Source organism: Pseudomonas syringae CC1557 (assembly GCF_000452705.1).
In the GTDB taxonomy this organism is placed as follows: domain Bacteria; phylum Pseudomonadota; class Gammaproteobacteria; order Pseudomonadales; family Pseudomonadaceae; genus Aquipseudomonas; species Aquipseudomonas syringae_F.
This window is the reverse complement of sequence record NZ_CP007014.1, coordinates 4,342,893-4,366,348: the sequence shown is the minus strand read 5'-3', so window position 1 is coordinate 4,366,348 and position 23,456 is coordinate 4,342,893. Positions and strand designations below refer to the sequence as shown.

General features: G+C 58.8%; 27 protein-coding genes. 15 read left to right on the top strand and 12 right to left on the bottom strand.

The window, feature by feature from the left end; translation table 11 throughout:
• Nucleotides 1-7: 7 nt before the first annotated feature.
• From N018_RS19275 to N018_RS19210, 14 genes are all read left to right on the top strand, one after another.
• Nucleotides 8-1,525: a transglycosylase SLT domain-containing protein gene (locus N018_RS19275; protein WP_024643991.1), complete on the top strand. Its 1,518-nt coding sequence runs from the start codon at nucleotides 8-10 to the stop codon at nucleotides 1,523-1,525.
• Nucleotides 1,526-2,601: 1,076 nt separating this feature from the next.
• Nucleotides 2,602-3,540: a sigma 54-interacting transcriptional regulator gene (locus N018_RS19270; RefSeq protein WP_032632435.1), complete on the top strand. Its 939-nt coding sequence runs from the start codon at nucleotides 2,602-2,604 to the stop codon at nucleotides 3,538-3,540.
• A 48-nt stretch (nucleotides 3,541-3,588) separates the two neighbouring features.
• Nucleotides 3,589-4,497, top strand: a complete 909-nt coding sequence (locus N018_RS19265; protein ID WP_024643992.1) for a sigma 54-interacting transcriptional regulator — start codon at nucleotides 3,589-3,591, stop codon at nucleotides 4,495-4,497.
• Nucleotides 4,498-4,590: 93 nt separating this feature from the next.
• On the top strand, nucleotides 4,591-4,932 hold the full coding sequence (locus tag N018_RS19260; RefSeq protein ID WP_024643993.1) for a membrane protein: 342 nt from the start codon (nucleotides 4,591-4,593) through the stop codon (nucleotides 4,930-4,932).
• A gap of 55 nt (nucleotides 4,933-4,987) precedes the next feature.
• Nucleotides 4,988-6,079 carry a type III secretion system effector HrpZ gene (hrpZ, locus tag N018_RS19255; protein ID WP_025390498.1) on the top strand — a complete coding sequence of 364 codons (1,092 nt, stop codon included), beginning with the start codon at nucleotides 4,988-4,990 and terminating at the stop codon, nucleotides 6,077-6,079.
• A gap of 27 nt (nucleotides 6,080-6,106) precedes the next feature.
• A complete protein-coding gene (gene sctI / locus N018_RS19250) occupies nucleotides 6,107-6,481 on the top strand; it encodes a type III secretion system inner rod subunit SctI (RefSeq protein ID WP_024643995.1) in 375 nt (124 codons plus the stop codon).
• 8 nt (nucleotides 6,482-6,489) lie between these two features.
• A complete protein-coding gene (gene sctJ, locus N018_RS19245; RefSeq protein ID WP_024643996.1) occupies nucleotides 6,490-7,299 on the top strand; it encodes a type III secretion system inner membrane ring lipoprotein SctJ in 810 nt (269 codons plus the stop codon).
• Nucleotides 7,299-7,826, top strand: a complete 528-nt coding sequence (locus N018_RS19240; protein ID WP_025390497.1) for a hypothetical protein — start codon at nucleotides 7,299-7,301, stop codon at nucleotides 7,824-7,826. The genes sctJ and N018_RS19240 overlap by 1 nt, the downstream gene beginning before the upstream one ends.
• A gap of 36 nt (nucleotides 7,827-7,862) precedes the next feature.
• Complete coding sequence (gene sctL / locus N018_RS19235; protein ID WP_025390496.1) at nucleotides 7,863-8,444, top strand: type III secretion system stator protein SctL; 582 nt, start codon at nucleotides 7,863-7,865, stop codon at nucleotides 8,442-8,444.
• 115 nt (nucleotides 8,445-8,559) lie between these two features.
• Nucleotides 8,560-8,784, top strand: coding sequence for a type III secretion protein (locus N018_RS19230; protein ID WP_024643999.1), 225 nt, complete (start codon nucleotides 8,560-8,562; stop codon nucleotides 8,782-8,784).
• Complete coding sequence (locus N018_RS19225) at nucleotides 8,771-9,202, top strand: hypothetical protein (protein ID WP_024644000.1); 432 nt, start codon at nucleotides 8,771-8,773, stop codon at nucleotides 9,200-9,202. Before N018_RS19230 ends, N018_RS19225 begins: the two co-directional genes overlap by 14 nt.
• Nucleotide 9,203: 1 nt before the next feature.
• Nucleotides 9,204-11,300, top strand: a complete 2,097-nt coding sequence (gene sctC / locus N018_RS19220) for a type III secretion system outer membrane ring subunit SctC (protein WP_025390495.1) — start codon at nucleotides 9,204-9,206, stop codon at nucleotides 11,298-11,300.
• Complete coding sequence (gene hrpT / locus N018_RS19215; RefSeq protein WP_025390494.1) at nucleotides 11,297-11,500, top strand: HrpT family type III secretion system protein; 204 nt, start codon at nucleotides 11,297-11,299, stop codon at nucleotides 11,498-11,500. Before sctC ends, hrpT begins: the two co-directional genes overlap by 4 nt.
• A 2-nt stretch (nucleotides 11,501-11,502) precedes the next feature.
• The gene (locus N018_RS19210) at nucleotides 11,503-11,862 is read left to right on the top strand and encodes a hypothetical protein (protein ID WP_025390493.1); all 360 of its coding nucleotides are present in this window, start codon (nucleotides 11,503-11,505) and stop codon (nucleotides 11,860-11,862) included.
• 309 nt (nucleotides 11,863-12,171) lie between these two features.
• Here the strand turns inward: N018_RS19210 and sctU are convergent, their stop codons facing one another.
• Genes sctU through sctW form a run of 12 tightly spaced genes read right to left on the bottom strand, consistent with a single transcriptional unit; the run spans nucleotide 12,172 to nucleotide 22,643 of the window.
• Nucleotides 12,172-13,251, bottom strand: a complete 1,080-nt coding sequence (gene sctU, locus N018_RS19205; RefSeq protein ID WP_025390492.1) for a type III secretion system export apparatus subunit SctU — start codon at nucleotides 13,249-13,251, stop codon at nucleotides 12,172-12,174.
• Nucleotides 13,248-14,042, bottom strand: coding sequence for a type III secretion system export apparatus subunit SctT (gene sctT, locus N018_RS19200; protein ID WP_025390491.1), 795 nt, complete (start codon nucleotides 14,040-14,042; stop codon nucleotides 13,248-13,250). Before sctT ends, sctU begins: the two co-directional genes overlap by 4 nt.
• Nucleotides 14,043-14,309 carry a type III secretion system export apparatus subunit SctS gene (gene sctS / locus N018_RS19195; RefSeq protein WP_025390490.1) on the bottom strand — a complete coding sequence of 89 codons (267 nt, stop codon included), beginning with the start codon at nucleotides 14,307-14,309 and terminating at the stop codon, nucleotides 14,043-14,045.
• A 7-nt stretch (nucleotides 14,310-14,316) separates the two neighbouring features.
• Nucleotides 14,317-14,970 carry a type III secretion system export apparatus subunit SctR gene (sctR, locus tag N018_RS19190; RefSeq protein WP_024645227.1) on the bottom strand — a complete coding sequence of 218 codons (654 nt, stop codon included), beginning with the start codon at nucleotides 14,968-14,970 and terminating at the stop codon, nucleotides 14,317-14,319.
• Nucleotides 14,967-15,368 carry a FliM/FliN family flagellar motor switch protein gene (locus N018_RS19185; protein ID WP_025390489.1) on the bottom strand — a complete coding sequence of 134 codons (402 nt, stop codon included), beginning with the start codon at nucleotides 15,366-15,368 and terminating at the stop codon, nucleotides 14,967-14,969. The genes sctR and N018_RS19185 overlap by 4 nt, the downstream gene beginning before the upstream one ends.
• Nucleotides 15,358-16,074 carry a hypothetical protein gene (locus N018_RS19180; RefSeq protein ID WP_025390488.1) on the bottom strand — a complete coding sequence of 239 codons (717 nt, stop codon included), beginning with the start codon at nucleotides 16,072-16,074 and terminating at the stop codon, nucleotides 15,358-15,360. Before N018_RS19180 ends, N018_RS19185 begins: the two co-directional genes overlap by 11 nt.
• Complete coding sequence (locus N018_RS19175) at nucleotides 16,071-16,640, bottom strand: flagellar hook-length control protein FliK (RefSeq protein WP_025390487.1); 570 nt, start codon at nucleotides 16,638-16,640, stop codon at nucleotides 16,071-16,073. Before N018_RS19175 ends, N018_RS19180 begins: the two co-directional genes overlap by 4 nt.
• A 6-nt stretch (nucleotides 16,641-16,646) precedes the next feature.
• Nucleotides 16,647-17,093, bottom strand: a complete 447-nt coding sequence (locus N018_RS19170) for a hypothetical protein (RefSeq protein ID WP_024645231.1) — start codon at nucleotides 17,091-17,093, stop codon at nucleotides 16,647-16,649.
• Nucleotides 17,094-17,095: 2 nt separating this feature from the next.
• Nucleotides 17,096-18,445 (bottom strand): type III secretion system ATPase HrcN, encoded by a 1,350-nt coding sequence (gene hrcN, locus N018_RS19165; RefSeq protein ID WP_025390486.1) that lies wholly within the window; start codon nucleotides 18,443-18,445, stop codon nucleotides 17,096-17,098.
• Nucleotides 18,442-19,416 (bottom strand): type III secretion system inner membrane ring subunit SctD, encoded by a 975-nt coding sequence (gene sctD / locus N018_RS19160; protein ID WP_025390485.1) that lies wholly within the window; start codon nucleotides 19,414-19,416, stop codon nucleotides 18,442-18,444. Before sctD ends, hrcN begins: the two co-directional genes overlap by 4 nt.
• Before the next feature lie 33 nt (nucleotides 19,417-19,449).
• On the bottom strand, nucleotides 19,450-21,537 hold the full coding sequence (sctV, locus tag N018_RS19155; RefSeq protein ID WP_024645234.1) for a type III secretion system export apparatus subunit SctV: 2,088 nt from the start codon (nucleotides 21,535-21,537) through the stop codon (nucleotides 19,450-19,452).
• Nucleotides 21,537-22,643: a type III secretion system gatekeeper subunit SctW gene (sctW, locus tag N018_RS19150; RefSeq protein ID WP_025390484.1), complete on the bottom strand. Its 1,107-nt coding sequence runs from the start codon at nucleotides 22,641-22,643 to the stop codon at nucleotides 21,537-21,539. Before sctW ends, sctV begins: the two co-directional genes overlap by 1 nt.
• A 243-nt stretch (nucleotides 22,644-22,886) precedes the next feature.
• Here sctW and N018_RS19145 point away from each other — a divergent pair, with 243 nt between their 5' ends.
• Entirely contained in the window at nucleotides 22,887-23,441 is a 555-nt protein-coding gene (locus tag N018_RS19145) for an RNA polymerase sigma factor (protein ID WP_025390483.1), read from the top strand.
• Nucleotides 23,442-23,456: the final 15 nt, after the last annotated feature.

Below are 23,456 nucleotides of genomic sequence, written 5' to 3'. Positions count from 1 at the left end.
CCCGCCAATGCCAGCCGCCATCCCTAATATTTCCCGCCCTCGCTTGCTGGCTCGCTCGGTTCAGATTGCCGTCCTCGCCTTGGGCTCTCTGTGTGTAGGCTGTCAGTCAGTCGACCATTCCTCGCCGCGTTACGATCGTTCTCCGCGTCTGGTGGCCGGACTGGTGTATGGGGGATCGGCGGAAGCGCAAGCCGACGTGGGACTGCCGACCCTTTCCGACATGCCGGTCTATAACGGAGAGGATGTCTGGCAGCGGCTCGCTGAACGGTGCCGGCTGGTCGACGGGCAGGGCGTCAATGAACGGATAATCCGTCAGCGTGACTGGCTGCTGAGCAATCGGGGCTTTGTGAGCGGTGCCAGCGTGCGTGCCAGCCCATATCTGCATTTCATTGTCGAGCGTCTGGACGAGCGCAGGATGCCGCTGGAGCTGGCGCTTTTGCCGATGATCGAAAGCTCCTACAACCCTATGGCCAACTCTCCGGCGGCCGCCGCAGGCCTTTGGCAATTCATCCCCTCCACGGGGCGCGAATTCAACCTGCACCAGAGCGCCACCTTCGACGCCCGTCGGGACGTGGTGGCTTCCAGCAAGGCGGCAATGGATTACCTGACGCGCCTGCATGCGCAATTCGGCAACGACTGGCTGTTGGCCCTTGCCGCGTATAACGCTGGCGAGGGCGCTGTCGGACGAGCGATCGAAGCCAACCGCAGACGCGGCCTGCCGGTTGACTACTGGCACCTGAGCTTGCCAAAGGAAACCCAGGATTACGTCCCTCGTTTGCTGGCACTGTCTCTGTTAGTGCGCAACCCCGCAGCCTACGGTGTAAAGCTCACCCCGATCGCCAACACGCCGTACTTTGACGTGGTCGAGCTTAATCACGCAGTGGACCTTACCCAGCTCGCCGCCACCACTGGCGTAGATGAGGCCCAACTGATACGACTCAACCCGGCGTTCCTGCGGAAAAGGACGCCGGATGGCCCCGGACGCTTGTTGATACCCAAGGCCCATAAGCAAGTCCTGACCGCGGGTATCGAGCGAATCACCGGTGAGCCCCCTGTAACGAGCACAGTCTCTCCGGTGGATGAAACCAGGGCAGTTGCGCCGCTTCCGGCCTTCAGGCCTGTGGCGTCAATGCGCGTTGCCGAACGGGCTCCAACACCCTTACCGGTCCATTCCGAGCCGGCAGCAGTTGAACACGCGCCGGTTCCCAAACCTGTACACGCCACGTCAGTAGCTGATCAGTCTCCACCGTCGGTTTCAAACGAACCCACACGAGTTGTACAGCCGGCGCAGGTAGCAGAGACACCCTCTTCTGATCAGGTTGCTGAACGCTCGGCCCCTGTCGCTATGGCCGATTCCCCACTTCCACCTGAACGTGACCCTCTGGCGATCAAGCTACAAACAACGCGAATCAGGGATGACCGTTCGTCGCCTCGCAAGCGGGACGACACCGAGTACCGTGCCGGCCCCCGCGAGCTGCCGGCTGGTCCTCGTGTAGTGGTCTATGCCAGCGAAACACGCCAATAACCACCAGATTTTTCATTATTCCTGTAAAGAAAACCTGAAAAATGCGCTTTTTTGGTGCTTTTCTCTCGTACGCTCGCCTTGGTTAATGTCTTTTCAAGCATTTTTCCGAAGCTGGTTACTTTTTTTTTGGATCACAAAACAGGCAGTTGGCCACGAATTATCTGTTCTATTTGTTAGCTATTTTTTTCAAACTTTGTAAGAAATTGTAAATGGAGGCTTACAAATATTTTGAAACAGTTTCAGTGATGATGAGGTATCAGTAAACCTGATGATGGTGAAAATCGGCTGAGCCTGGTCTGCGATTGATGGATTGTCCTACAGTGAAACCTTTCAGCCCGTTATTAGTGGCGCAGTTTTTCTGTGAGCGCGCATGGCCATGCGCCTTGTTCGGATTGCCGAATGCAGATGTGGCGAAAGGCTATTGCCGTTTTGGCCGAAAAATAAGGGGTTTCCGGATGTGGTCTGGCCCAAAGCGCAGGGCTGTTCGGAAATCCGAATATGTAAGGTGAATATCTGATCGGTCGGTCAACCTTGCCTCTTCTTTTTTTTTTCAAAAAAATAGCCGTGTTAATTTACTGTTCTTTTAGTAAATGCTGGTGAACTGTTAGTGAGTTTTAACAGTTGATTGGTGTGTGAGTATTAATAGGTTGTGTGCGTTGCTGTTGACGACGATTAGTTGGTTTTTTTTATTGTCAGGCTTATAGGTGTGGGCAGAAAATTTGCGATGAGTAAGTTGTGCTTTATTATGATTTTTTTATACTTTCCAAATAGGTGGTTTTGGAAGCGCGCCAGGGTTCAGGACAGGGCGTGTCGCTCAATACTACCCCGGAAACAGTAGGGTTTGAGCGGTTTTTTACGGGTAACTCTTTGATGTTTATGTAATAAATACAGAAAAGTGCGATCGTTTTTGTTCAGTTCGGGCCTACCGTCGCCGGCTTGGTATGATGGGAATACTATGACAGTGGTTCTCATTTTTGTGATTTTTTTCTCATTCGTTGGGGAACTAAATTACTATATGTGTGCCTTGTAAGACGTGGTATTAATAGTCCGCTTGCCACCTACAATGAGAGTGATCGATGAGCACAGACATTGATAAGGACGTTCAGAAGTGTTGGGGCGTAACTGCATTATCGGCGGGTCATCAAATTGCAATGAACAGTGCTTTTCTGGACATGGATTTGCTGTTGTGTGGCGAAACCGGCACGGGTAAAGACACGCTTGCCAACCGTATCCATGAGCTATCGAGCAGGTCCGGACCCTTTGTAGGCATGAACTGCGCGGCTATCCCCGAGTCATTGGCAGAGAGCCAGCTGTTTGGCGTGGTCAACGGTGCATTCACTGGCGTATGCCGTGCTCGTGAGGGTTACATCGAAGCATCGAGTGGCGGCACGCTTTACCTGGACGAGATTGACAGCATGCCGCTGAGCCTGCAGGCCAAGCTATTGCGCGTGCTGGAAAGCCGTGGAGTGGAACGCCTCGGCTCGACCGAGTTCATTCCGGTCGATCTGCGGGTGATCGCCTCGGCTCAGCGGCCACTGGATGAACTGGTGGAACAAGGACTTTTTCGTCGCGACCTGTTTTTTCGGCTCAATGTGCTGACGCTTCACTTGCCAGCCTTGCGCAAACGTCGCGAACAGATTTTGCCATTGTTCGACCAGTTCACCCAGGGCATTGCTGACGAGCTGGGTCGCCCGGCTCCTACACTGGACAGCGGGCGTGTGCAGATATTGCTCAGCCACGACTGGCCGGGCAATGTTCGTGAACTGAAATCGGCCGCCAAGCGCTTTGTGCTGGGCTTCCCTTTGCTGGGTTCCGACTCTGTCGAGGGTGTGGCCCCGGCGACTGACCTGCGCACACAAATGCGCATCATCGAAAAAATGCTCATTCAGGATGCTTTGAAGCGGCATCGCCACAATGTTGATGCTGTGCTTGAGGAACTCGAGTTGCCAAGACGTACCCTGTATCACCGCATGAAGGAACTGGGCGTTGCGACACAGATCGCCTTGACGGCTTGAATCTGATTCGCTGAGTTCGTGCCACATTGGAGTCTTGGGGATCACGGGATGAGTCTTGACGCTACGTTTGATGATGATCTGGACGAGGAACGCGTCCCGAATCTGGGGATCGTTGCCGAAAGCATTTCGCAGTTGGGTATCGATGTGCTGCTGTCAGGCGAAACCGGCACTGGCAAGGACACCATTGCCCGGCGCATTCACAAAATGTCCGGCCGCAAAGGGCGTCTGGTGGCCATGAATTGTGCGGCTATTCCGGAATCTCTGGCCGAGAGTGAGTTGTTCGGCGTGGTCAGCGGCGCCTATACCGGCGCCGACCGCTCGCGAGTCGGCTACATCGAGGCGGCGCAGGGCGGTACGCTGTATCTGGATGAGATCGATAGCATGCCGCTCAGCCTGCAAGCCAAACTGTTGAGAGTGCTGGAGACTCGTGCCCTGGAGCGATTGGGCTCGACCTCGACGATCAAGCTGGATATCTGTGTGATTGCCTCGGCCCAATGCTCGCTGGACGACGCCGTAGAGGAGGGCAAATTTCGTCGCGATCTGTACTTTAGATTGAACGTGCTGACCCTCAAGCTGCCGCCGTTACGCTCCCAGCTCGAGCGCATCGTGCCCTTGTTCGAACGCTTCGCGGTCGCCGCTGCACTTGATCTGAGGGTCGGCGTACCGACTATCTGTCCAGCGCTTCAGGCGTTGCTTATTGGGCACGATTGGCCCGGCAATATTCGTGAGTTGAAAGCGGCGGCAAAGCGTTTTGTGCTGGGCTTCCCTTTGCTCGGCAGCGAGCCGCAGGGCAACGAGCACCTGACGTGCGGGCTTAAATCACAATTGCGGGCGATCGAAAAAGCCCTGATTCAGGAGTCGCTGAAACGTCACCGGAACTGCGTCGACGCCGTGAGTCAGGAGCTGGATATGCCGCGCCGCACGCTGTACCGCCGCATCAAGGAATTGCAGATCTGATTTTTTGTGATGGTACTGGAACCGATTCAAGGACTGAGGCCACGTATCTGTACCAAGCAATCACGCTGGTATAGCCAAAAGGGGCATCAAGTCATGGTCGCAATTCCAAGCTTAACTTCGAGTCTTACCAACCTCGGTAACGGTGCGGTCAATGGTGTGGGTGGAGCATTGCAGGGCCTGAATAGCGTTTCGTCCAACGCCGGCCTGCAGAGCAATATCCTTTCCGGTACAGGCGACAGCCTGTCGGTCGCAGCGCAGGCCAAGGCCAGTAAAGAGACAGACGCCAATGGCGCGCAGTTGATCGCGATGCAAGCCGAAGAGACCAAAAAGAAGCAGACCATGGACGTGTTGAACGCCATTGAAGCGGGCAAGGAAGACTCGACCAACAAGAAGATCAGTGCCACAGCGCAGAACGCTAAAGGTATCAGTTACTAATTATCTCTGATTGCCCTCTCGCCAGAGGGGGCCGCTATCTTAGGACGGGCGTTCTATGCAAGCTCTCAATAGCCTTACCTCATTGCAAACCTCGGCATCACTGTTCCCTGTGTCGCTCGACAGCAATCTGAGCAGCAACACCAGCACATCCAGCAAAGAGCTCAAGGCCGTTATCGACCAGTTGGTTCAGGCGCTGACCAAAAACGGCCAGTTGGATGAAACCTCGCCGCTTGGCAAGATGCTCGCCAAGGCCATGGCTGCGGATGGCAAGTCCGGCGGCAGCGTTGATGACATCACGGCAGCGCTCGACAAGCTGATCCACGAAAAGCTCGGTGACAACTTCGGTGCTTCCGCAGGTATTGGCGGCGGTTCCGGTTCTGGTTCTGGTTCTGGCGGCGGCGGCCTGAGTGGCGGTACGGGCGCCGGGCAGTCTGACTTGATGAACCAGGTCCTGAACGGCCTCGGAAAAGCCATGCTGGACGATCTGCTGACGCCCAGCGAAGACGGCGGCACCACGTTCTCCAAAGACGACATGCCGATTCTGGAAAAAGTCGCCCAGTTCATGGACGACAACAAGGCTCAGTTCCCGACCCGTGACGGCGGCTCCTGGATGAATGAGCTGAAGGAAGACAATGGTCTGGACGGCCAAGAAACGGCTCAATTCCGTTCGGCTCTTGACCTCATCGGTCAGCAGCTTGGCCAGCAACAAAATGAAGCCAGTGGCCTGGGTGGCGGCGGTGGCGGGCTGGGTTCGCCAGTGAGTGGTGGGGCGAATTCGCCTGCTTCGCTGGGGGATCCTGCGATTGATGCCAACACCGGCCCGGCCAGCAATGGCAATGGCAATGGCAATGTCGATGTAGGTCAATTGATCGGGCAACTGATCGATCGTGGTCTGCAGTCGGCCACGGCTGGCGGAGGCCTGGGCACACCGGTCGACAGTTCGACGCAGCCAGCCAGCAGCACCAACGGCAACCTGTCCAATCAGGACCTGGGCCAACTGCTGAGTGGTCTGTTGCAGAAAGGCCTGGAAGCAACGATTCAGGATGCTGGCAATGCCGGTGGCAACCTGCAGGCAAGCGCTGCGCAGACTGCCGCCCAGCTAATCAATGCGCTGCTGCAAGGCACCCATAACCAGGCTGTGTCCTGACTGACAGCCGCCTGACGGAGAACTCATGTGACCATTTCCCAACTCAGCACTATTAAAAGCGTCTCGCCGGAGCTTGGGCAGAATGCGCATCAGGGGCTCGCCTCTGAGCCCGTTCAGGCGGATGTCGACTTTTTCAATGCGGCGATGCGCCCGGATAACGGGCCCGCAACGTCGCATCTGGCCGACCAGGTTGCCAGTGCGCTGTCCGAGCGTCTGGGTGACACGGCCAAGCTTTCCCAGCAGGCCCTGCGGCAGATGAAGAAAGTCGCAAACTCCGAAGACGGTTCGGACATCGTGCAGATGGGCCGTGCGCTTTCGCAATGCTCGCTGCAAATGGCGCTGACGACCAAGGTCGTGAGCAAGAGCGCTCAGGCGCTCGACAAGTTGACCAACCTGCAGTAGAGGTTTCCGTGAAATATCTGAGCGCAGGATTGCTGGTGCTGTGCATGCTGCTGCTCGGTGGCTGCAATGATGAGACTGACTTGTTCACTGGCCTGTCCGAGCAGGACTCCAATGAGGTGGTCGCGCGGCTCGCTGACCAGCATATCGATGCGCGTAAACGCACGGAGAAAACCGGTGTCGTAGTGACCGTTGCGACCAGCGAGATGAACCGCGCTGTGCGGGTGCTCGATGCCGCCGGTCTGCCTCGACATTCGCGCACCAGTCTGGGTGAGATATTCAAAAAGGAAGGGGTGATTTCGACCCCGCTTGAAGAGCGCGCCCGTTACATCTACGCCTTGTCTCAGGAACTTGAGGCAACGCTGTCGCAGATCGACGGGGTCATTGTGGCGAGGGTGCACGTCGTATTGCCAGAGCGCGTGGCGCCTGGCGAACCGGTCCAGCCGGCTTCTGCTGCGGTGTTCATCAAGCATTCCGCCGCACTGGACCCTGACAGCGTGCGCGGACGTATTCAGCAGATGGTCGCCAGCAGTATTCCTGGCATGTCCTCGCAATCTGCAGATTCAAAGAAGTTTTCCATCGTCTTCGTGCCGGCTGCCGAATTTCAGGAGACAAAACAGTGGGTCAATTTCGGGCCCTTCAAACTCGACAGCGCGGACTTGCCCTTCTGGAACGTCATGCTCTGGGTGATACCGGTCGTGCTGTTGGTGTTACTGGGGATTGCCGCTCTGCTGTTGCGCAGTGACTGGCGTGCAGCGCTGCTGAAGCGAATCGGAGCAGGTGGCAGTCGCGGCCGTTCGACGCTTCCGGCGCGTGCATGATGCAGCAGACTGCCGAGGATCTGTGGGTCCACTGGTGGTGTAACCCCTGGCAATGGGCGCATCCGGCCTGGCAGCACAGATTTGCCGCAGCCCATGGCTTGTCGGTCGATGAGAGCGAAGCACTGATGAGCAGTCGTCACAGTGTGTTTCTGCACAGTCTCGGCATTACGCCTGGTCAGCCCCCTGAGGTCGCAGAGCCGATAGTGCGCTGGCTGGCGCTGTCGCCCGCTCAGCGTGAACAGGCAATAGCGCTGGCGCAATGCATCTGCTTTTCCCGGAACGAAAGTGAAGGCCCTGACGGGCAATGGTGCTGGGCGTTTACCAAGGCGTTGCGCCCCGGCGTCTGGCTTGATTTTCAGAACGAGGATGCGCGACTGCTGCTGGGGGCCTGGTTAGGCGCGCAATACTGGCCCCGATTGCGCCTGGCGTGGCCACCGGAAGAGGTGGCCGACAGCCCGGGTCAGGCGCCCGAAAACAAACTTCAGACGTTGTGGCAGGCGGTTTTGTGGCGTGTCACGACGAGCTGATCCCGATCCGGTCATCTTTGTATCAGGAATCTCCCCATGCTCGCCAAACGCAGTATTGCTCTGACAGCCGCTGCGCTGCTGCCTGAACCGATCTTGCGCCGTGAACACATCGCCGACAGCCTGTTGGCGAGTGATGTCCTCGCCGATGCACAGCAGCAGGCCAGCCAGCTACTGGCACTTGAGCAAGAAAAAGCGCAGCGCCTTACGCAGCAGGTTCTCGCTGAGTTCTGGGAAAGTGCCAATAGCTTGCTGGCCGGGCTGCAAAGCCAGCGTGAGGCTTTGCAGGAGCAGGCGATGTGCGCTGTGGAAACGTTATTGAGCGAGTCGCTGAGGCAGTTGCTGGACGACACGACGCTGGCAGAGCGCGCGCGGGCAGTGGTCAGAAACCTCGCTGCCAGCCAGCTCAATGAAGCGCTGGCAACGCTCAGCGTGAACCCGGACATGGCCGAGCCGGTCGCAGAATGGCTCGCAGAAAGCCGCTTTGCCGAGCACTGGCAGCTCAAACGTGACGCGACGATAGCGGTGGGCAGCTTGCGGCTCAGCGATGCGAATGGCGCATTCGATATCGACTGGACGAACCTGCGCAACGGGCTGCTGGGTGACGAGTCGTCAGACTGAAAAGGGCCTTGAGCGTCTGTTTGAGTGACACGGTTCGACACTGGATCGCAAAATGGAACCGCCCGGCATGTTTGCTCCACTCAAGGTTTGAACCCTTTTGCTGGAGCACCAGGACATGATCAGTTTCAACAGCTTGCAACGCCATCTGGACAATTCTGCCGACCGCGCCCGGACCAATATGGAAAACGCCGCGATGGAGGCCTCGGAAAGTGGCTCCATCGAAGACCTGCAGGCATTCAACGATGCTCAACAGCAGGTCGACGTCGCCGGTGTCGCGGTCAACGAAAGCCTGCGCGCCAAACACGGCATCACCAAAGCAATCATCGATGGAATTCAGTGATTTCACCGAGATCCTCGGCCAGTGGTTTGCACAGCGTCCGGCGACGCCGCTGGACTGCTGGATCGATGACGCCAACGCTCGTCTGGCGGTGATCGGTAACGGGGTACGGTGCAGCATCGAACTGCTCGATCCCTACGATGCTGGAGATCCGCAACGGCTGGAAGCATTGCTCAGCGAGGGCGGTGCCAGTCTGGCCTGTGCCTGCGACGGCGCGTTTGCCATCGATCCGCAGACCCGTTGTGTGGTCCTGATCAGTTGGATAGCAAACCCCTGTGGTCTCGATGACCTGCTCACTCATCTGGAAAGTCTGGCCAATCAACGCGCGGCCCTGCTCAGCCTGATGCAAACCACTATTCGCGATACGACGCCCGGCTTATCCGGGCGTGCGATCCTCAATTACCGGCAATCGGGAGTGTGATATGCGCAAGGCCTTGATGTGGTTGCCTTTATTGTTGATCGGGGTGACCTCTGCTTCATGGGCGGTCACCCCCGAAGCCTGGAAGCACACTGCTTACGCCTATGATGCCCGGCAGACCGAGCTGTCTACCGCGCTGGCCGACTTTGCCAGAGAGTTCGGTATGGCGCTGGACATGTCGCCCGTGCAGGGCAAACTCGATGGGCGCATCCGTGCCGAGAACCCCGAGCAATTTCTCGACCGGCTGAGCCAGGAATACCATTTTCAGTGGTTCGTCTATAACGACACGCTGTATGTCAGCCCATCCAGCGAGCACACCTCGGCGCGCATCGAAGTGTCACCGGACGCCGTGGATGACCTGCAAACGGCCCTGACTGATGTCGGCCTGCTGGACAAGCGTTTCGGCTGGGGTGCCTTGCCGGACGAAGGCGTGGTGCTGGTCCGCGGTCCGGCCAAATACGTGGAGTTTGTGCGCGACTACAGTAAGAAAGTCGACAAGCCTGACGAAAAGGCCGACAAGCAGGATGTCGTCGTGCTGCCGCTCAAATACGCCAACGCGGCTGACCGGACCATTCATTATCGCGACCAGCAACTGGTGGTCGCCGGTGTCGCCAGCATCCTTCAGGATCTGCTGGAAAGCCGTGCGCGAGGCGAGAGCATCGACAGCGTGAACCTGCTGCCACAGGGTAAAGGTGGTGCGAACGGAACAGGTTCGGCGTCCACAGGCCTTTCCTACAATCTGGGCTCCAACGGCATCGACACCGCTGCGTTGCAGCAGGGCATTGATCGTGTGTTGAATTTCGGCAGCAAAAAATCCGCCAAAGGTCACGCTGCTGGCCGGGCGAATATTCGCGTCAGTGCTGATGTGCGTAACAACTCTGTACTGATCTATGACCTGCCAGAACGCAAGGCCATGTACCAGAAGCTGGTCAAGGAACTGGATGTGCCGCGTAACCTGATTGAAATCGACGCGGTGATTCTCGACATTGATCGCAATGAACTGGCAGAGCTTTCCAGCCGCTGGAATTTCAATGCAGGCAGTGTCAGTGGCGGTGCAAACCTGTTTGATGCGGGCACCAGTTCGACGCTGTTCATCCAGAATGCCAGCAAGTTTTCTGCGGAACTGCACGCGCTTGAAGGCAACGGTTCTGCGTCGGTGATCGGCAACCCGTCGATCCTCACCCTCGAAAACCAGCCTGCTGTGATCGACCTGAGCCGCACCGAATACCTGACTGCCACCTCCGAGCGCGCCGCCGATATTCTGCCCATCACGGCGGGCACCAGCCTGCAAGTGATCCCGCGTTCGCTGGATCATGACGGCAAGTCTCAGGTGCAGATGATCGTCGACATCGAGGATGGGCAGATCGATGTGTCGACTATCAACGACACCCAGCCAAGCGTGCGCCGTGGCAATGTCAGCACCCAGGCGGTGATCGCTGAACACGGTTCGCTGGTCATCGGCGGTTTTCATGGCCTGGAAGCCAATGACCGGATTCACAAGATCCCGCTGCTGGGTGACATTCCATACATCGGCAAGCTGCTGTTTCAGTCTCGCAGCCGTGAGTTGAGTCAGCGCGAGCGGCTGTTCATCCTGACGCCACGCTTGATCGGCGATCAGGTCAACCCGGCCCGCTACGTGCAGAACGGCAACCCGCACGATGTCGATGACCAGATGAAGAGAATCAAGCAGCGCCGCGACGGAGGCGAGATGCCGACCCGAGGCGACATCCAGAAAGTGTTTACCCAGATGGTCGATGGTACTGCGCCGATCGGTATGCGCACCGGCGAACCCCTGCCATTCGAAACCGACAGCCTGTGTGATCCGGGCGAAGGTCTGACCCTTGATCGGCAACGTTCGCAATGGTTCGTGCAGAAGGACTGGGGCGTAGCGGTGGTCGTGGCACGCAACAACACGGATAAGCCGGTGCGTATCGACGAAAGCCGCTGTGGCGGTCGTTGGGTGATCGGCGTGGCAGCCTGGCCTCACGCGTGGCTGCAACCCGGTGAGGAAAGCGAGGTGTACATCGCCGTGCGCCAGCCGCAGATATCGAAAATGGCCAAAGAAAGCCGGCCTTCATTGCTCAGGGGAGCGAAACCATGAACGTCCGTAGCATTGCGGTTCTGCTGGTGCTGTTCGCCACCCTGGCGGGGTGCGCCACCCACGGCTGTTCGGGTAGCGCCTGCAAACGTCCTGATTCCAACAGTCGTGAGCTGGTTATCTGGTGGCCGCCGGACATGCGTGACGGCCTGGACGATCAGGACCATGAACGGGATTACACAGTCGTGCAGTTAAAGGATTAAAAATGATCGAGGTAACAGAGAAGTCGGCGTTCTACGCCCAGGTAGCCGCGCAAAATCCGGCGGTCTGGCCAGTGGCCAATGGCGTCGCTTTTGTCAGTCGGCGTGAGCACCATGACTGGGGCATCGCACTGCACATCGAAGGTCGCGCCCTGCGTCCCGAGCAACTGCGCGAAGCCTTGCAACGACGCTTCATGGAAGCAGAGCGGTTTAATCACTACTTTCTGTTTCTGGACGTAAGGCGCGACTTCGTGGTGTGGCGCGCCGTCAACGCAACACCCGACGCGTACATCAGCCTGGATGAAATCCGCCGGCACGAATTGATGCTCGCCGGCCTGGAGCATTTGAGCGAAGAGCTGCACTGACAGTCGGAGTGACCGGTGTTCATGAGCCTGAAATGACAGGTTTATGAGCATCGCCTTCCGAATACATCCCCAGCCTGAAAAACCCTCCCTGCCTGCACGTCGCACTCCTTCGCAGAGCGACCCACCTGAATACGCGGTGCGGCACAGATCTGCGCTGCACTTCGCAATCAAGATCGGACGCAGAGCGTCCAGAACGGCATACGACGCGGAGCGTCGCACGATGGTGGTATTGCAGACACCTATCGTTCCTCACGCTCCAGCGTGGGCATGCCGTTCATGACGCTCCGCGTCAACGACTGTGCGAGAGGGTTACTGGTCGTCGTCGATACGAATCACTTCGCCAGTGATTTCGTCCAGTTGGCGGACCACTTTGTAGATGTGCGCGACAGTCAGCAGGGTAGGGCGGGGGATGTATTTGCCAGTGTTGACCTTGTACAGCGTGCGCGCGAGCCAGATGCTCTGGACCACCGGAATGCCGGCTTTTTTGGCCCGTTCGATCAACGCCAGGGCATCTTCATCCTCGCCCTTGCAGTGGATCATCGGCAGCGGTGTTTCACCTGGCCGGTAGTACAGCGCCACGGCATAGTGAGTCGGGTTGATCAGCAGCATGTCCGCTTCTTCCACTGGCTTGGGTGCGGCTGTCGGCTCCTGATTGAGGATTTCATGGGACAGTTGCCGACGATGGCCTTTGACGTGTGGATCGCCTTCTGACTGTTTGTATTCCTTCTTGATGTCCTCATGGCTCATGCGCAGTTTTTTGGCATGGAAGTACTTCTGCATGGCAAAGTCAGCCATGGCGATGACCAGCAGCAGCCCCAGAATCACGCGCAGGATGTGCCTGAACAGTTCGACCAAGGCATGCCAGTAAGTGGTCAGGTCGCTGTTGGCAAGCAATATCAGGGTGCCCAGTGCGGGTTTCACCTGGGTGTACAACACCGCTGTAATGGCGGCCGCTTTCAGGATGCTGAGCAACAGGTTGGTAATGTTTTGCCCGGAAAACATCTGTTTCGCATGGGAAAAGGGGTTGATCTTGTTGATGTCGAGCTTCAACGCCTTGGGGGCGAACAGGAAGCCGATCTGCATCCAGCTGCTGATCAGGCGCATGAGCATCGCCATGCCGACGCTGCACAGGGTAAAGCTGAGCAACACCGAAAAGCCTTCGTTGGCGATCAGTTCGACTGATGACGTAAAGGGCCGGTCGATACCCTTTAGCGAAAGCGCGAGCAAGGCCTGCAAGCGATTAACGCTTTCATCGGCCAGGCCCAACGTGATCTCACTGACGGCCATCAATACCAGCAGCTTGCCGATGTCCTGACTCTGCCCGACCTGACCCTTTTCCCGCGCATCGTGAATCTGTTTGGGTGTGGCCTTTTCGGTTTTTTCGCTCACGGCAACTGCACCATCTGGCTCAGCAGTGACTTCAGGTCAGCCAGTTGTGTCAGCTGACCGGTGCCCAGTTCCAGCAGGGTCGGCAGGTAGATCAGCAGGAACGCCAAGCCCGCCATGCTTTTCGCGGGCATGGCCAGAATCGAGACATTGAGCTGTTGAGCATACAAACCGATGATCGCCAGCGCCGCTTCGATCAGCAACAGCAGACCAATGAATGGCGCTGAGTACAGCATCATGTGTTGCAGCGTCTGGTTCAACTGTCCGAGAAACACATCCAGGCCGTCCGCCGTCATGCCTGGCAGCCACGAGGTGGGCGGCCAGACGCTGTAACTGTCCCAGATGACCTGGGTAATCATCGACAGGCCGCCTGTCACGATTACCAGCATGATCAGGGTTTCCTGAAACAACTCGCCCAGCGGCGTAGCGTCCGGCCCCAGCGAAGGGTTTATCTGACCGCCGCTGAGTGCGCCGCGTTGGCTGTCGAGCAACGCGCCGACCGAGGCAAACATCCAGAACGGCGCATACAGCAGCATGCCCAACAGCGTGCCCAGCACTGCTTCCTTGAGCAGCAGGCCGCCTATCGCAAACCAGTCTTCGTTGAGCGAGGTCAGCGCCCGACTGATGCCAGGTGCCGGAATCATTGCTACCACCGCCACGACTGCATAGCGCAGCGGCCCTTTCAGGTATTTGAAGCAGAAGGCTGGCACCAGCAGCATGCATGGCACCAGTCGCGCCATCGCCAGGCCCATGCCCAGTATGAGTTCAAAGAAATCCTCGGCGTGCAGAGGCATCTAGTGGGCAACCCCGGACCGGGCAATCAGATCGAAGACCATGTTGATGAACTGGATAAGTTCGACGCCGATCCAGCGGCCGGTCATGGCCAGCGTCAAACCGACCGCAGCCAGCTTGATACCAAAGGGCAGCGTCTGATCCTGGATCTGCATCAAGGCCTGCAAGAGCGAGGTGATGACCCCCACCAGCACCGCCACACCGAGCGGCGGGGCCGTCAGGATGACCACTAGAAACATGCCCTGCTTGAACAATGCCAACGCTTCCATGGCCGCCTCACATATACGAATAGAACAGGCTGTCGAGCAGGCGTGACCAACCCGACACCAGCACGAACAGCAGCAGCTTGAGCGGCAGTGACAGGGTCATCGGCGAAACCATCTGCATGCCCAGTGCCAGCAGCAGGTTAGAGACGATCAGGTCAATCACGATAAACGGGATATAGATCAGAAAACCGATCTCGAAGCCGGCTTGCAGCTCCGAGAGGACAAAGGCCGGTATGGCCAGCAGCAAGTCCTCTTTACTTGCCTGATCAGCCATTTCCCTGGGCCACATGCGTTGGGTGTTTTCGAGCAGGTGCGCGACCACGTCGGGATCGGTGTTGCGTGTCATGAAGCGTTGCAGCGGCTCGATGACCGTTCTGGCACTGGCCTGAAGCTTTTCGGTATTGCCCAGTTCCAGCGGATGCTCATGCACGCGCTGCTGCATTTCATGCGCCACCGGGGCCATGACAAACAGGGTGGCCGCCAGCGCAATGCCATACAGCGCCATGTTCGGCGGTACTTGCTGGACGCCGATGGCGTTACGGGTGATCAGCAGTGTCATGGCGATTTTCAGGAACGCGGTGCAGACGATCAACAGAAAGGGGATCAGCGACATCGCACCGAGAAACAGCGCCAGCAGGAGCGGATTCGCTCCCTCCATGATCATGGCCGGGCCGCCAGCCGGGTAATCTGCAGGCCGAGCCGGCCATCGACATCGACCAGTTCGCCTTCGGCCAGCACCCGGTCGGCGTGGCACAAGGTGGCATATCCGGGGGCGATGCCGCTGACCTCTAGAATGGTCCCGGCATCCAGACGGCGCAGTTCGGCGAGCGTGAGCCGCAGCTCACCGCAGCGCAGGGTCAGGTCCAGCGCCAGGGAGTCAAAATCAGACGCTGCGTTGTGCGGGGCTGGCTCATCTTCCGGCTCTGGCTGCTGCTCCGCAAAGGCATACCCGGACTGCTCGTTCGTTTCCGACCACGACTGCTCGTGCTCCTGCCCAGTCGCTTCATCGTCGTAATCGTCGAGACCTTCGACCGCTTCCTGATACAGATCTTCAGTACTCATGGTGACTGTGCTCCTCGTGGCTGAGCCGCAATGAAAGGTGCTGCGCCTGATGCTCGGCTTGTGCCACCCAGCTTCGGCCGGCGAGGGACAGGGCGCCTTGTCCGGCACTGTCGAACAGGCAACGGGCAGGCAGGACCACGTCGCCGGGACGCAGCGAAGCGAGTTGTTCCAGGGTCAATGACAGCTCGCCGATGATCAGCGGGTTGTTCACCGTCAACGACTCATCGACCGGCTGCTGCCGGGCTTGCCATCGCGCAGAGCGCAACAGCCTGATCAAGGTTTCCGGGGCAGCGTGCAGGTGGGCATGAACCTGTTGATCAGCTCGCCGGACCTGAATTCGGCAGCCAAAGGCAAGCTCCGCGTTGCCGTTGGACAGCGGTTCGATGGGGGCCAGCAGGTCGGCAATGGTCGGGCTCAGGCGCTGATTGAAAAACTGCCAGTACCAGGCCTGCTGCTCGCCAGCCAGGGTCAGGGGGATATCGCCCAACAGGCTCAACAGGGCTTCGGCGTCGCTCAGGCACACCGGCCCGATGGCCGTGCTCAGCCATACGCCGACTGCTGGTGTACCGGTTTCGGCGAGTAACGGCAACAGCGTGAGTTCGGCATGATGGCCCTGGGCGCTGAAGCTCAATTGCTGACCGGCACCCAGTTCACGCGTGGCCTCGGCCAACAACGGGGCGACCTTGCGCAGGTGTAGCGCGCTCATGCTGCAAGGTCTTCATGCATGGACAGATCAACGTCCTGGCCCAGCGCTTCCGAAAGCGAATTCCGGCATGCGCCTGCATGGCTGCTCAAACGCTTGAGTACGTCGCGACGCGCGAAGCCCAGCTGGATGCTCCAGCGGTTGTCGGCCTTGCTGGCGCTGACCCGAACGCTGCCCAGATTAGGCATCAGCAGCGTGAAACCGAGCAGACCTTCGGGCTGATCCGGCAGGCGTTGTGCGATCTCGTCAATAAGCTGGGTCGGCACCTGATCCGCGTGCACCGGGAAGGCTATGCCACCACCTGAGAAGCTTTGTTGATCGGGCTCGGCGCCTACCGGCGGCACCAGCAGTTGTGAGAAGAACATGCCATCGGCGTTCATCGGCATATCCTGCAGGGATTTGTTAAGCGCCGAACGATTTGTCGCTGCGTCCCCGCGCGCTGACCCACCGAGTGCTGGCCGCTTGTCACCGAATGGCTTGTCGCTGAACGGGGCTGGAGGTCGGTCCACAGGTTTTTCCCGTGGCGGCGGCGCTGGCGCTTTGGCCGGGGTTTTGATGGGTGCGGTCATCGTCACTTAACCTTCTTCGTTGAGCGTCTCCTCCATGCAGGCGAGTTTCTCGACCGCGCGCTGAGACGCCTTGGCTTGCAGCCGTTTCTGTTCAAGCAACGCCTGTTGTTCAGCTACTCGTAACTGCTGTTGCTGCACGTCCTGGCGGATGTAAGCCAGACGGTCGAGCATGTTCTTTTCTTTTTCATGCCAGCGATCGACATCGTTCAGGCTGATGGTTTTTTGCAGATGCGCACTGGACAGGCTCTCGCGACGTCGTTTGTGGTTGTCACGTTCCTGAACCAGCGCTGCCTTCGTCTCCGATAAGTGGTCGAGCATCGATTTCAGTTCCAACTGCGCCTGGCGATGCGCACGTTCGGCACTGGCCTGACGATGCTGGCGCAGGGGTGTGAGCAGGCTGATGACTTGTTCCAGAGCGACCTGTTGCGGGTCGTCCTCCAGTAATTCGTCCATGGCTATTCCGGCACTTGAGAGGTGAGTCGCAGCAACCTGTCCAGGGTTTCCTGCAATGGCACGGGCTCACGCAGATCCTGGCGGAGAAAGGTATTTATCGCGTCGTTCAATTGCACGGCGCAGTCGGTGACCGGGTCCGCCCCGGCATGGTACTCACCCAGACGCAAGAGCATTTCCACCTGTTTGTAGGCAGCCAGCAACTGGCGCAGACGATTGTTCGCCCGCTGATGTTCGCGACCGGTCACGTTGCTCAGAATCCGGCTGATGCTGGCGGACACATCGATAGCGGGGTAGTGCCCGCGCTCGGCCAGTTTGCGCGACAGCACGATGTGGCCATCGAGCAACGAGCGCACTTCGTCGGCGACCGGGTCGTTCATCGAGTCCTGCTCGATCAGCACGGTGTAGAGCGCCGTGATCGAACCGTTCTCGCTCATCCCGGCGCGCTCCACCAGACGCGGCAGCAGGGTGTATACGGAAGGTGGCAGACCGCCGCGACCCAGCGGCTCGCCCGAGGCAATGCCGATCTCCCTTTGGGCGCGGGCGAATCGGGTCAGGGAGTCGAGCAGCAACAGCACTTTCTGGCCACGAGCGCGAAACGCCTCGGCGATGGCTGTTGCGGTAAACGCTGCGCGAGCGCGCTCCATACTGGAACGGTCGGACGTTGCGCAGACCAGCACCGAGCGACTGCGCAGGGTCTCATCCAGCTCATGATCGAGGAACTCGCGCAGCTCACGGCCCCGTTCGCCGATCAGCCCGAAGACAATGATGTCGCAATCCATGTTGCGCGCCAGCTCGGCCATCAGCGTGGTCTTGCCACAGCCCGCACCGGCGAACAGCCCGACACGTTGGCCCTCACCCAGCAGGATTGCGCTGTCAATCGCCCGTATCCCGGTAGGCAGGGCGCGGGTGATGCGCGGTCGCTGCGTCGGTGGCAGGGCGTCGGCAATCACCGGGAGGGTCGTGCGGAGGTCGTTGGGGCCGGCGAAAGCGCCCAGGCAATCACCCATCAATGGCCGTCCGAAGCCGTCCAGCACGCAGCCCAGCAAGCTGTCATCGACGCCGATCCTGTGTGCGATCCCCAGCGGGCGGATAGGTGCACCGACCTGGATGCCGTCCGGCGCGCCCAACGCGCTGAGTAGCGTGCATTCCTGAGTAAAGCCGACGATTTCGGCCAGCAGAAAACTGCCGTCGGCTTTGCTCACTTCGCAGAGATCACCGACCTTGGCTGACGGGATCTTGCACTCCAGCAGAATCCCGCGCACCGCGCTCACCCGGCCGCTGACGCGTACCGCCGAGTAGCGCGAAAGACGTGCGCCCTGGCGTTTCTGCCACTCGCTCAGCGCGGCATTCACCACTTCACCTCAACGTGCCGGTCGCCATCGAACTGCAAGCGTTGATCATCGATTTTGGTCAGCCGCAGACCATCTACTTCATCGCCCACGTAAATGCGTCGGCCGTCGGCCGTGACCAGATGCGCGTGGGGGCCGGTCATGATCTGGACCACCACGAACGGCAGTGAGGCGTGGGCACTGCCGACATTGTCGAGCACGGTCACGGGCGATTCGTAGCGGTCCTTGAAACGCTGCAACATGCGTTGGTACACCAGCAACGATTCATCTTTGAGGTTGCCATTGAGCACCAGACCCTCTGGCGTTTCTTCGACGCTGACATCGGTGAGCAGGCGGTCACTGAGCATGCTGTTCAACTGATGGCGAACGGCATCGGCGCTGCTCAGTTGTATCCGCCCGGCAGTTGCCGGAGACTTTTGCGCCGCGGGCGTTGCACGGGACGGTTCTGGAGCAGACGCGACCGTCGAGGCCATGTGTGTCGGGCCTTGGTCCATCACCATGGCCGCAGGTCGTGTCAGGCTCCAGGCGCTGCCAATCACACCGACCAGCAGCCCGGCAATGATCCCTGTGGTGCGATTGAGAAACTGCGAGCGCGATCTGACTTTTTCCAGCGGCGCTTCGTTGCGCGCAGGTTCGGATTCAGGGTGTGGCTGCTTCGGGATGACGGCGGGCACTGCAGGCCAGTCATCACCGGCAGGCGAAACGCACAGCCACACCGAACCGAGCATGAACGCGCGGTTGAGGGGAAGATCGACACTGGCGTGTGGAGTGCCATCTTCGTCGCAGACGGGGCCTTCTTCCGCGTTCAGGACCCAGTTGTCATCCTGACGTTGCAGGCGACAGTGCAGGTTCTGCACGCCAGCATCGTCCAGCGCGAGATCCAGCTGCGCGGCGGAGCCAATCGACCACTGTTCGCCCACCAGTGGCAGTGCTGCGCCTTGGTGCTGGCCGTTCAGTACGCGTAATTCAAACATCAGACCCTCTCCCTGCGCTCAAACCTGACAGGCTCAAGCGGCATGCTCGTTGTCCAGCTGTTCAAGGTCGTCTTCCAGGTCGAAGCGACCCATGACCCTGACCTTGGCTGCGTTGCTGATTTCCGCAAAGGACAGCACGGGGACGTGGTAGAACTCTTCTTTCAGCAAGGTGCGCAATGGGCTGCGCAGGTCCTGTGCGACCAACATCACCGCCTGTTCAGGTGCGCGCAGCGGAAAGGCGATATGCAACTGCTGCACGAGCATCTGACTGATCTCGTTGCTCAGTGCAAAGAAGGTTTCGGTCTGCGTCTGGCGCAGGCCGTCGCGCAACAAGCCTTCGCTTTCCGGTGTCAACAACCAGACCTGCAAGCCATCGGGGCCGGAGTACTGGTGGTAGATCTGAGACTTGAGGGCGATGCGCACGTAGTCGGTCAGCACGCTGGTGTCGCGTTCATGCTGACAGTGTTCGATCAGGGTTTCGGCAATCACTCGAATTGCGCGCAACGGCACACATTCCGACGCCAGGCGCTGCAGCACTGCCGAAAAGCGCGTCAGGGTCAGGACCCGCTGCATTTCCTGAGCGAGTTCCGGCTGTTCGGATTCCAGCCAGCCAAGAATGGCTTTGGTTTCCTGCAAACCGATGAACTGCGGCCCGCAGGCCTGCAAGGCGCGCTCCATGCGTTCGACGATCAGGGTCATGGAGCTGACGCTTGGCAGTTCGCCGCTTTGATCGGCGGGCAGCCATACCCACTGATCTTCCTGCCGATCGGTTGTGCCGGAGATCGCTGTCGGTACAGCTTCACCCTGCAACTGGCGAGCATCCACCGCGACATGCGTATCGGTAAACGTCGCTTTGAGCATGGGTACGTCATAGACCATGAAGCGAAATTCGTCTGGCGGCAGCTGGTCGACGTACTCAATGATGAAAGAGGGCAGTGTCAGGCCGAATTGCACCACTAGCCGGTTGCGTCGTTGACGTATCTCGCTGACCAGCGCGTCGACTTGCGCGCTGCTCTGGCCGGGGTGGAACTGCATGACGAACTGGCGGCTGGGAGAGAAAGTGCGCAGGTCTTCCTTGCCATTCATTTCCGGAGGGACCGCGACCGCGCCTTGCTCCTCAGCCTTCGGCCTGGCCCGTTGCAATTGCAGCATGCCCCCGGCGCCACAGATGATTGCGATGGTGATGAACACGCCGGTCGGCATGCCCGGCAGGGCAGCAAAGCCCAGCATTGCCACGGCGGCGATGATCCAGGCCTTGGGCTGGCTGGTGATCTGCTCGGCGATTTCACGACCGATGTTGGCTTCGACGCCGGCTTCGGTATTAGGAACCCGGGTGATGATCATGCCGCAGGTCACGGAGATCAGCAGCGCCGGAATCTGTGCGATCAGGCCGTCACCGATGGTCAGTACGGTGTACAGCTGCAAGGCATCGCCTGCCGACATACCGTGCTGTATGACACCGATGGAAATACCGCCGATCATGTTGATGGCGACGATGATCAGGCTGGCGATGGCGTCGCCGTTGACGAACTTCATCGCCCCGTCCATGGCCCCGAACAACTGGCTTTCCTTGTTCAGCTCGGCACGACGTTTACGTGCTTCATGGACAGTGATCAGGTTCGCCCGCAAGTCGCTGTCGATGGACATCTGCTTGCCGGGCATGGCGTCCAGGGTGAAGCGTGCGCCTACCTCGGCCACCCGTTCAGAGCCTTTGGTGATGACCAGAAAGTTGACCACCGTCAGAATCAGGAAGATCACCAGGCCCACTGCGAGGTTGCCACCCACTACAAACTGGCCGAACGCTTCGACGATGTGACCGGCGTCCTGGTTGAGCAGGATCAGGCGCGTGGTGGAAATCGACAGCGCCAGACGGAACATCGTGGTCAGCAGTAGCACGGCGGGGAAGGTCGAGAACGCCAGCGGCCTGGGCAGGTGCATCGCCAACATGATCAGCAGGCAGGAGATACAGATATTCACTGCGATCAGCACGTCGACCAGCCCGGTGGGCAGTGGCGTGATCATCATGAACACGATGGCAATCACGAACAGTGCGCCGACCACTTCTGAACGGCGCATGGCCGACAGCGCGATCATGTTCAGTGCATTGATGACTCTGTTCATCAGGCAAGTACCCCGTAAAGCTGCTTCTGTTCCTGCAGGGTGAGTTCGGCCATCAGAATGAGCAGGTTGCTCAGTGCGGTCTGACGGCTCTTCATGTCACGCCAGAGCAGAATCGGCAGTTGCAGCAACATTGGCCGCAACCCGTTGAGAAACGCCAACTGGTGCTTGAGCTGTTTGCCACCGATGTGTTGGGTCAACTGCAGGGTCTGGTTCACATTCATTCCATTGGCCGTCAGGGTCAGCAAGTGCTTGAGAAAGGCTGGCGGATCGACTTTCAGATCAGGGTTCTTGTTGCGCATCCGTCCCAACAGGTGTTCACAGCCTTTCAGTAGAGTGGTCACGTGGCGTGCGGTATTGAGGCCGTGCATCAAGGTGCGCAGTTGTTCGTGGGAGGCGGATGGCGTCATGGCCGACAGGTCATCGGCAATGGCGATGCGCATGTCCCGCAGGTCGAGGTCGAACTGTCCCGCCTCTTCCTGTTCGTTGAGCAGTGCTTCGATCAGCCCGGTGATGTTCGGCTGGCCGGAGACCGCCACGTTGTACAGATTGCGCAGGGCGGCCCGGCGTTTGTTATCGATGTTCGGGCGGGCGAAGGCTTTGGCGGTGTTGATGCCCGCTCGCGCTCGCGGACCGTATTTTCGGCGCAGCAGTTTCAGCTGCTGCGTCAGGACCACATGTTCGCCGGTGGCACCGTCGGCTTCCGCCTGCTTGCGGGCTGCCTGCAATACCACGTGCGCCTTGGCCGCATCGCCCTCGGTAAATGCCAGAACCAGCGACAGATCGTCGGAAGAGTCTTCCTGTATGAGCTTTTTGCGCAGCATCTTGGCGGCGTTATCCAGCCCGGTGTCCTGGGCACCCATCAACAGCTGATAAAGCTCACCCAGCTTCACCGCTCGCGACTGCAAGGCATTATTGCTGGCGATGAGTTCGCGCTGATGCAGGATGCGGCTGTGCTGGATCAGCGCTGCAGCGAAGCGCGAAACCTGTTGCTGCGATGTCCCGGAACTGTGCGGAGCGACGTTGGTGAGCGGCAACGCAGCAGGTGTCACGACGCGGGTCGGCGTGACCGGAAGTGTCTGCATGGGAGGCGGAGCGACAATTTTCATAGGGCAATTCTGAGCCAGGTCATGTCCGTTGAGTGGGCCATGGTCGCGGTTCGGTTCCCTGTGGGAAGGCATGGATGTGTTTGTGCCAAAAGCTGCTTGCGCAAATCAGACTTTGCGCAAAATTTTGTATTACAAAGAATTACATAATTTTAATTATTATTTAAAATCAATAACTTAAATTCAATTTTTGGCTGGCACGGTTATCGCTATAGGGCTTGCACATCCTCATTAAAAGGTAAGCCCATGTTTCAGGACCTTGTGATTCTCGACGCAACCGAGCCGCGCCAATCAGCTTCGTCAGCCGGCATTCGCCAACTGTCGGCCGATCAGATTCAAATGCTCAGAGCGTTCATTCAGAAGCGAGTCATGAACCCTGATGATGTCGATGACATTCTGCAGTGTGTGTTTCTTGAGGCACTACGCAACGAGCACAAGTTTCAGCACGCCAGCAAGCCTCAGACCTGGCTGTGTGGCATTGCACTGAACCTGATCCGCAATCACTTCCGCAAAATGTACCGCCAGCCGTATCAGGAAAGCTGGGAAGAGGAAGTCCATTCCGAGCTGGAATGGAATGGCGATATCACCCATCAGGTAGACGGCCATCGGCAATTGGCGCGCGTCATCGCTGCCATCGATTGCCTGCCGTCGAACATGCAGAAAGTCCTGGAAGTGTCTCTGGAAATGGACGGCAATTATCAGGAGACGGCGAACACGCTCGGCGTACCGATCGGCACGGTGCGTTCGCGGCTGTCGCGGGCCAGGGTGCAGTTGAAACAGCACATCGACCCTTTCGCCTGACTGGCGGTTTCGATG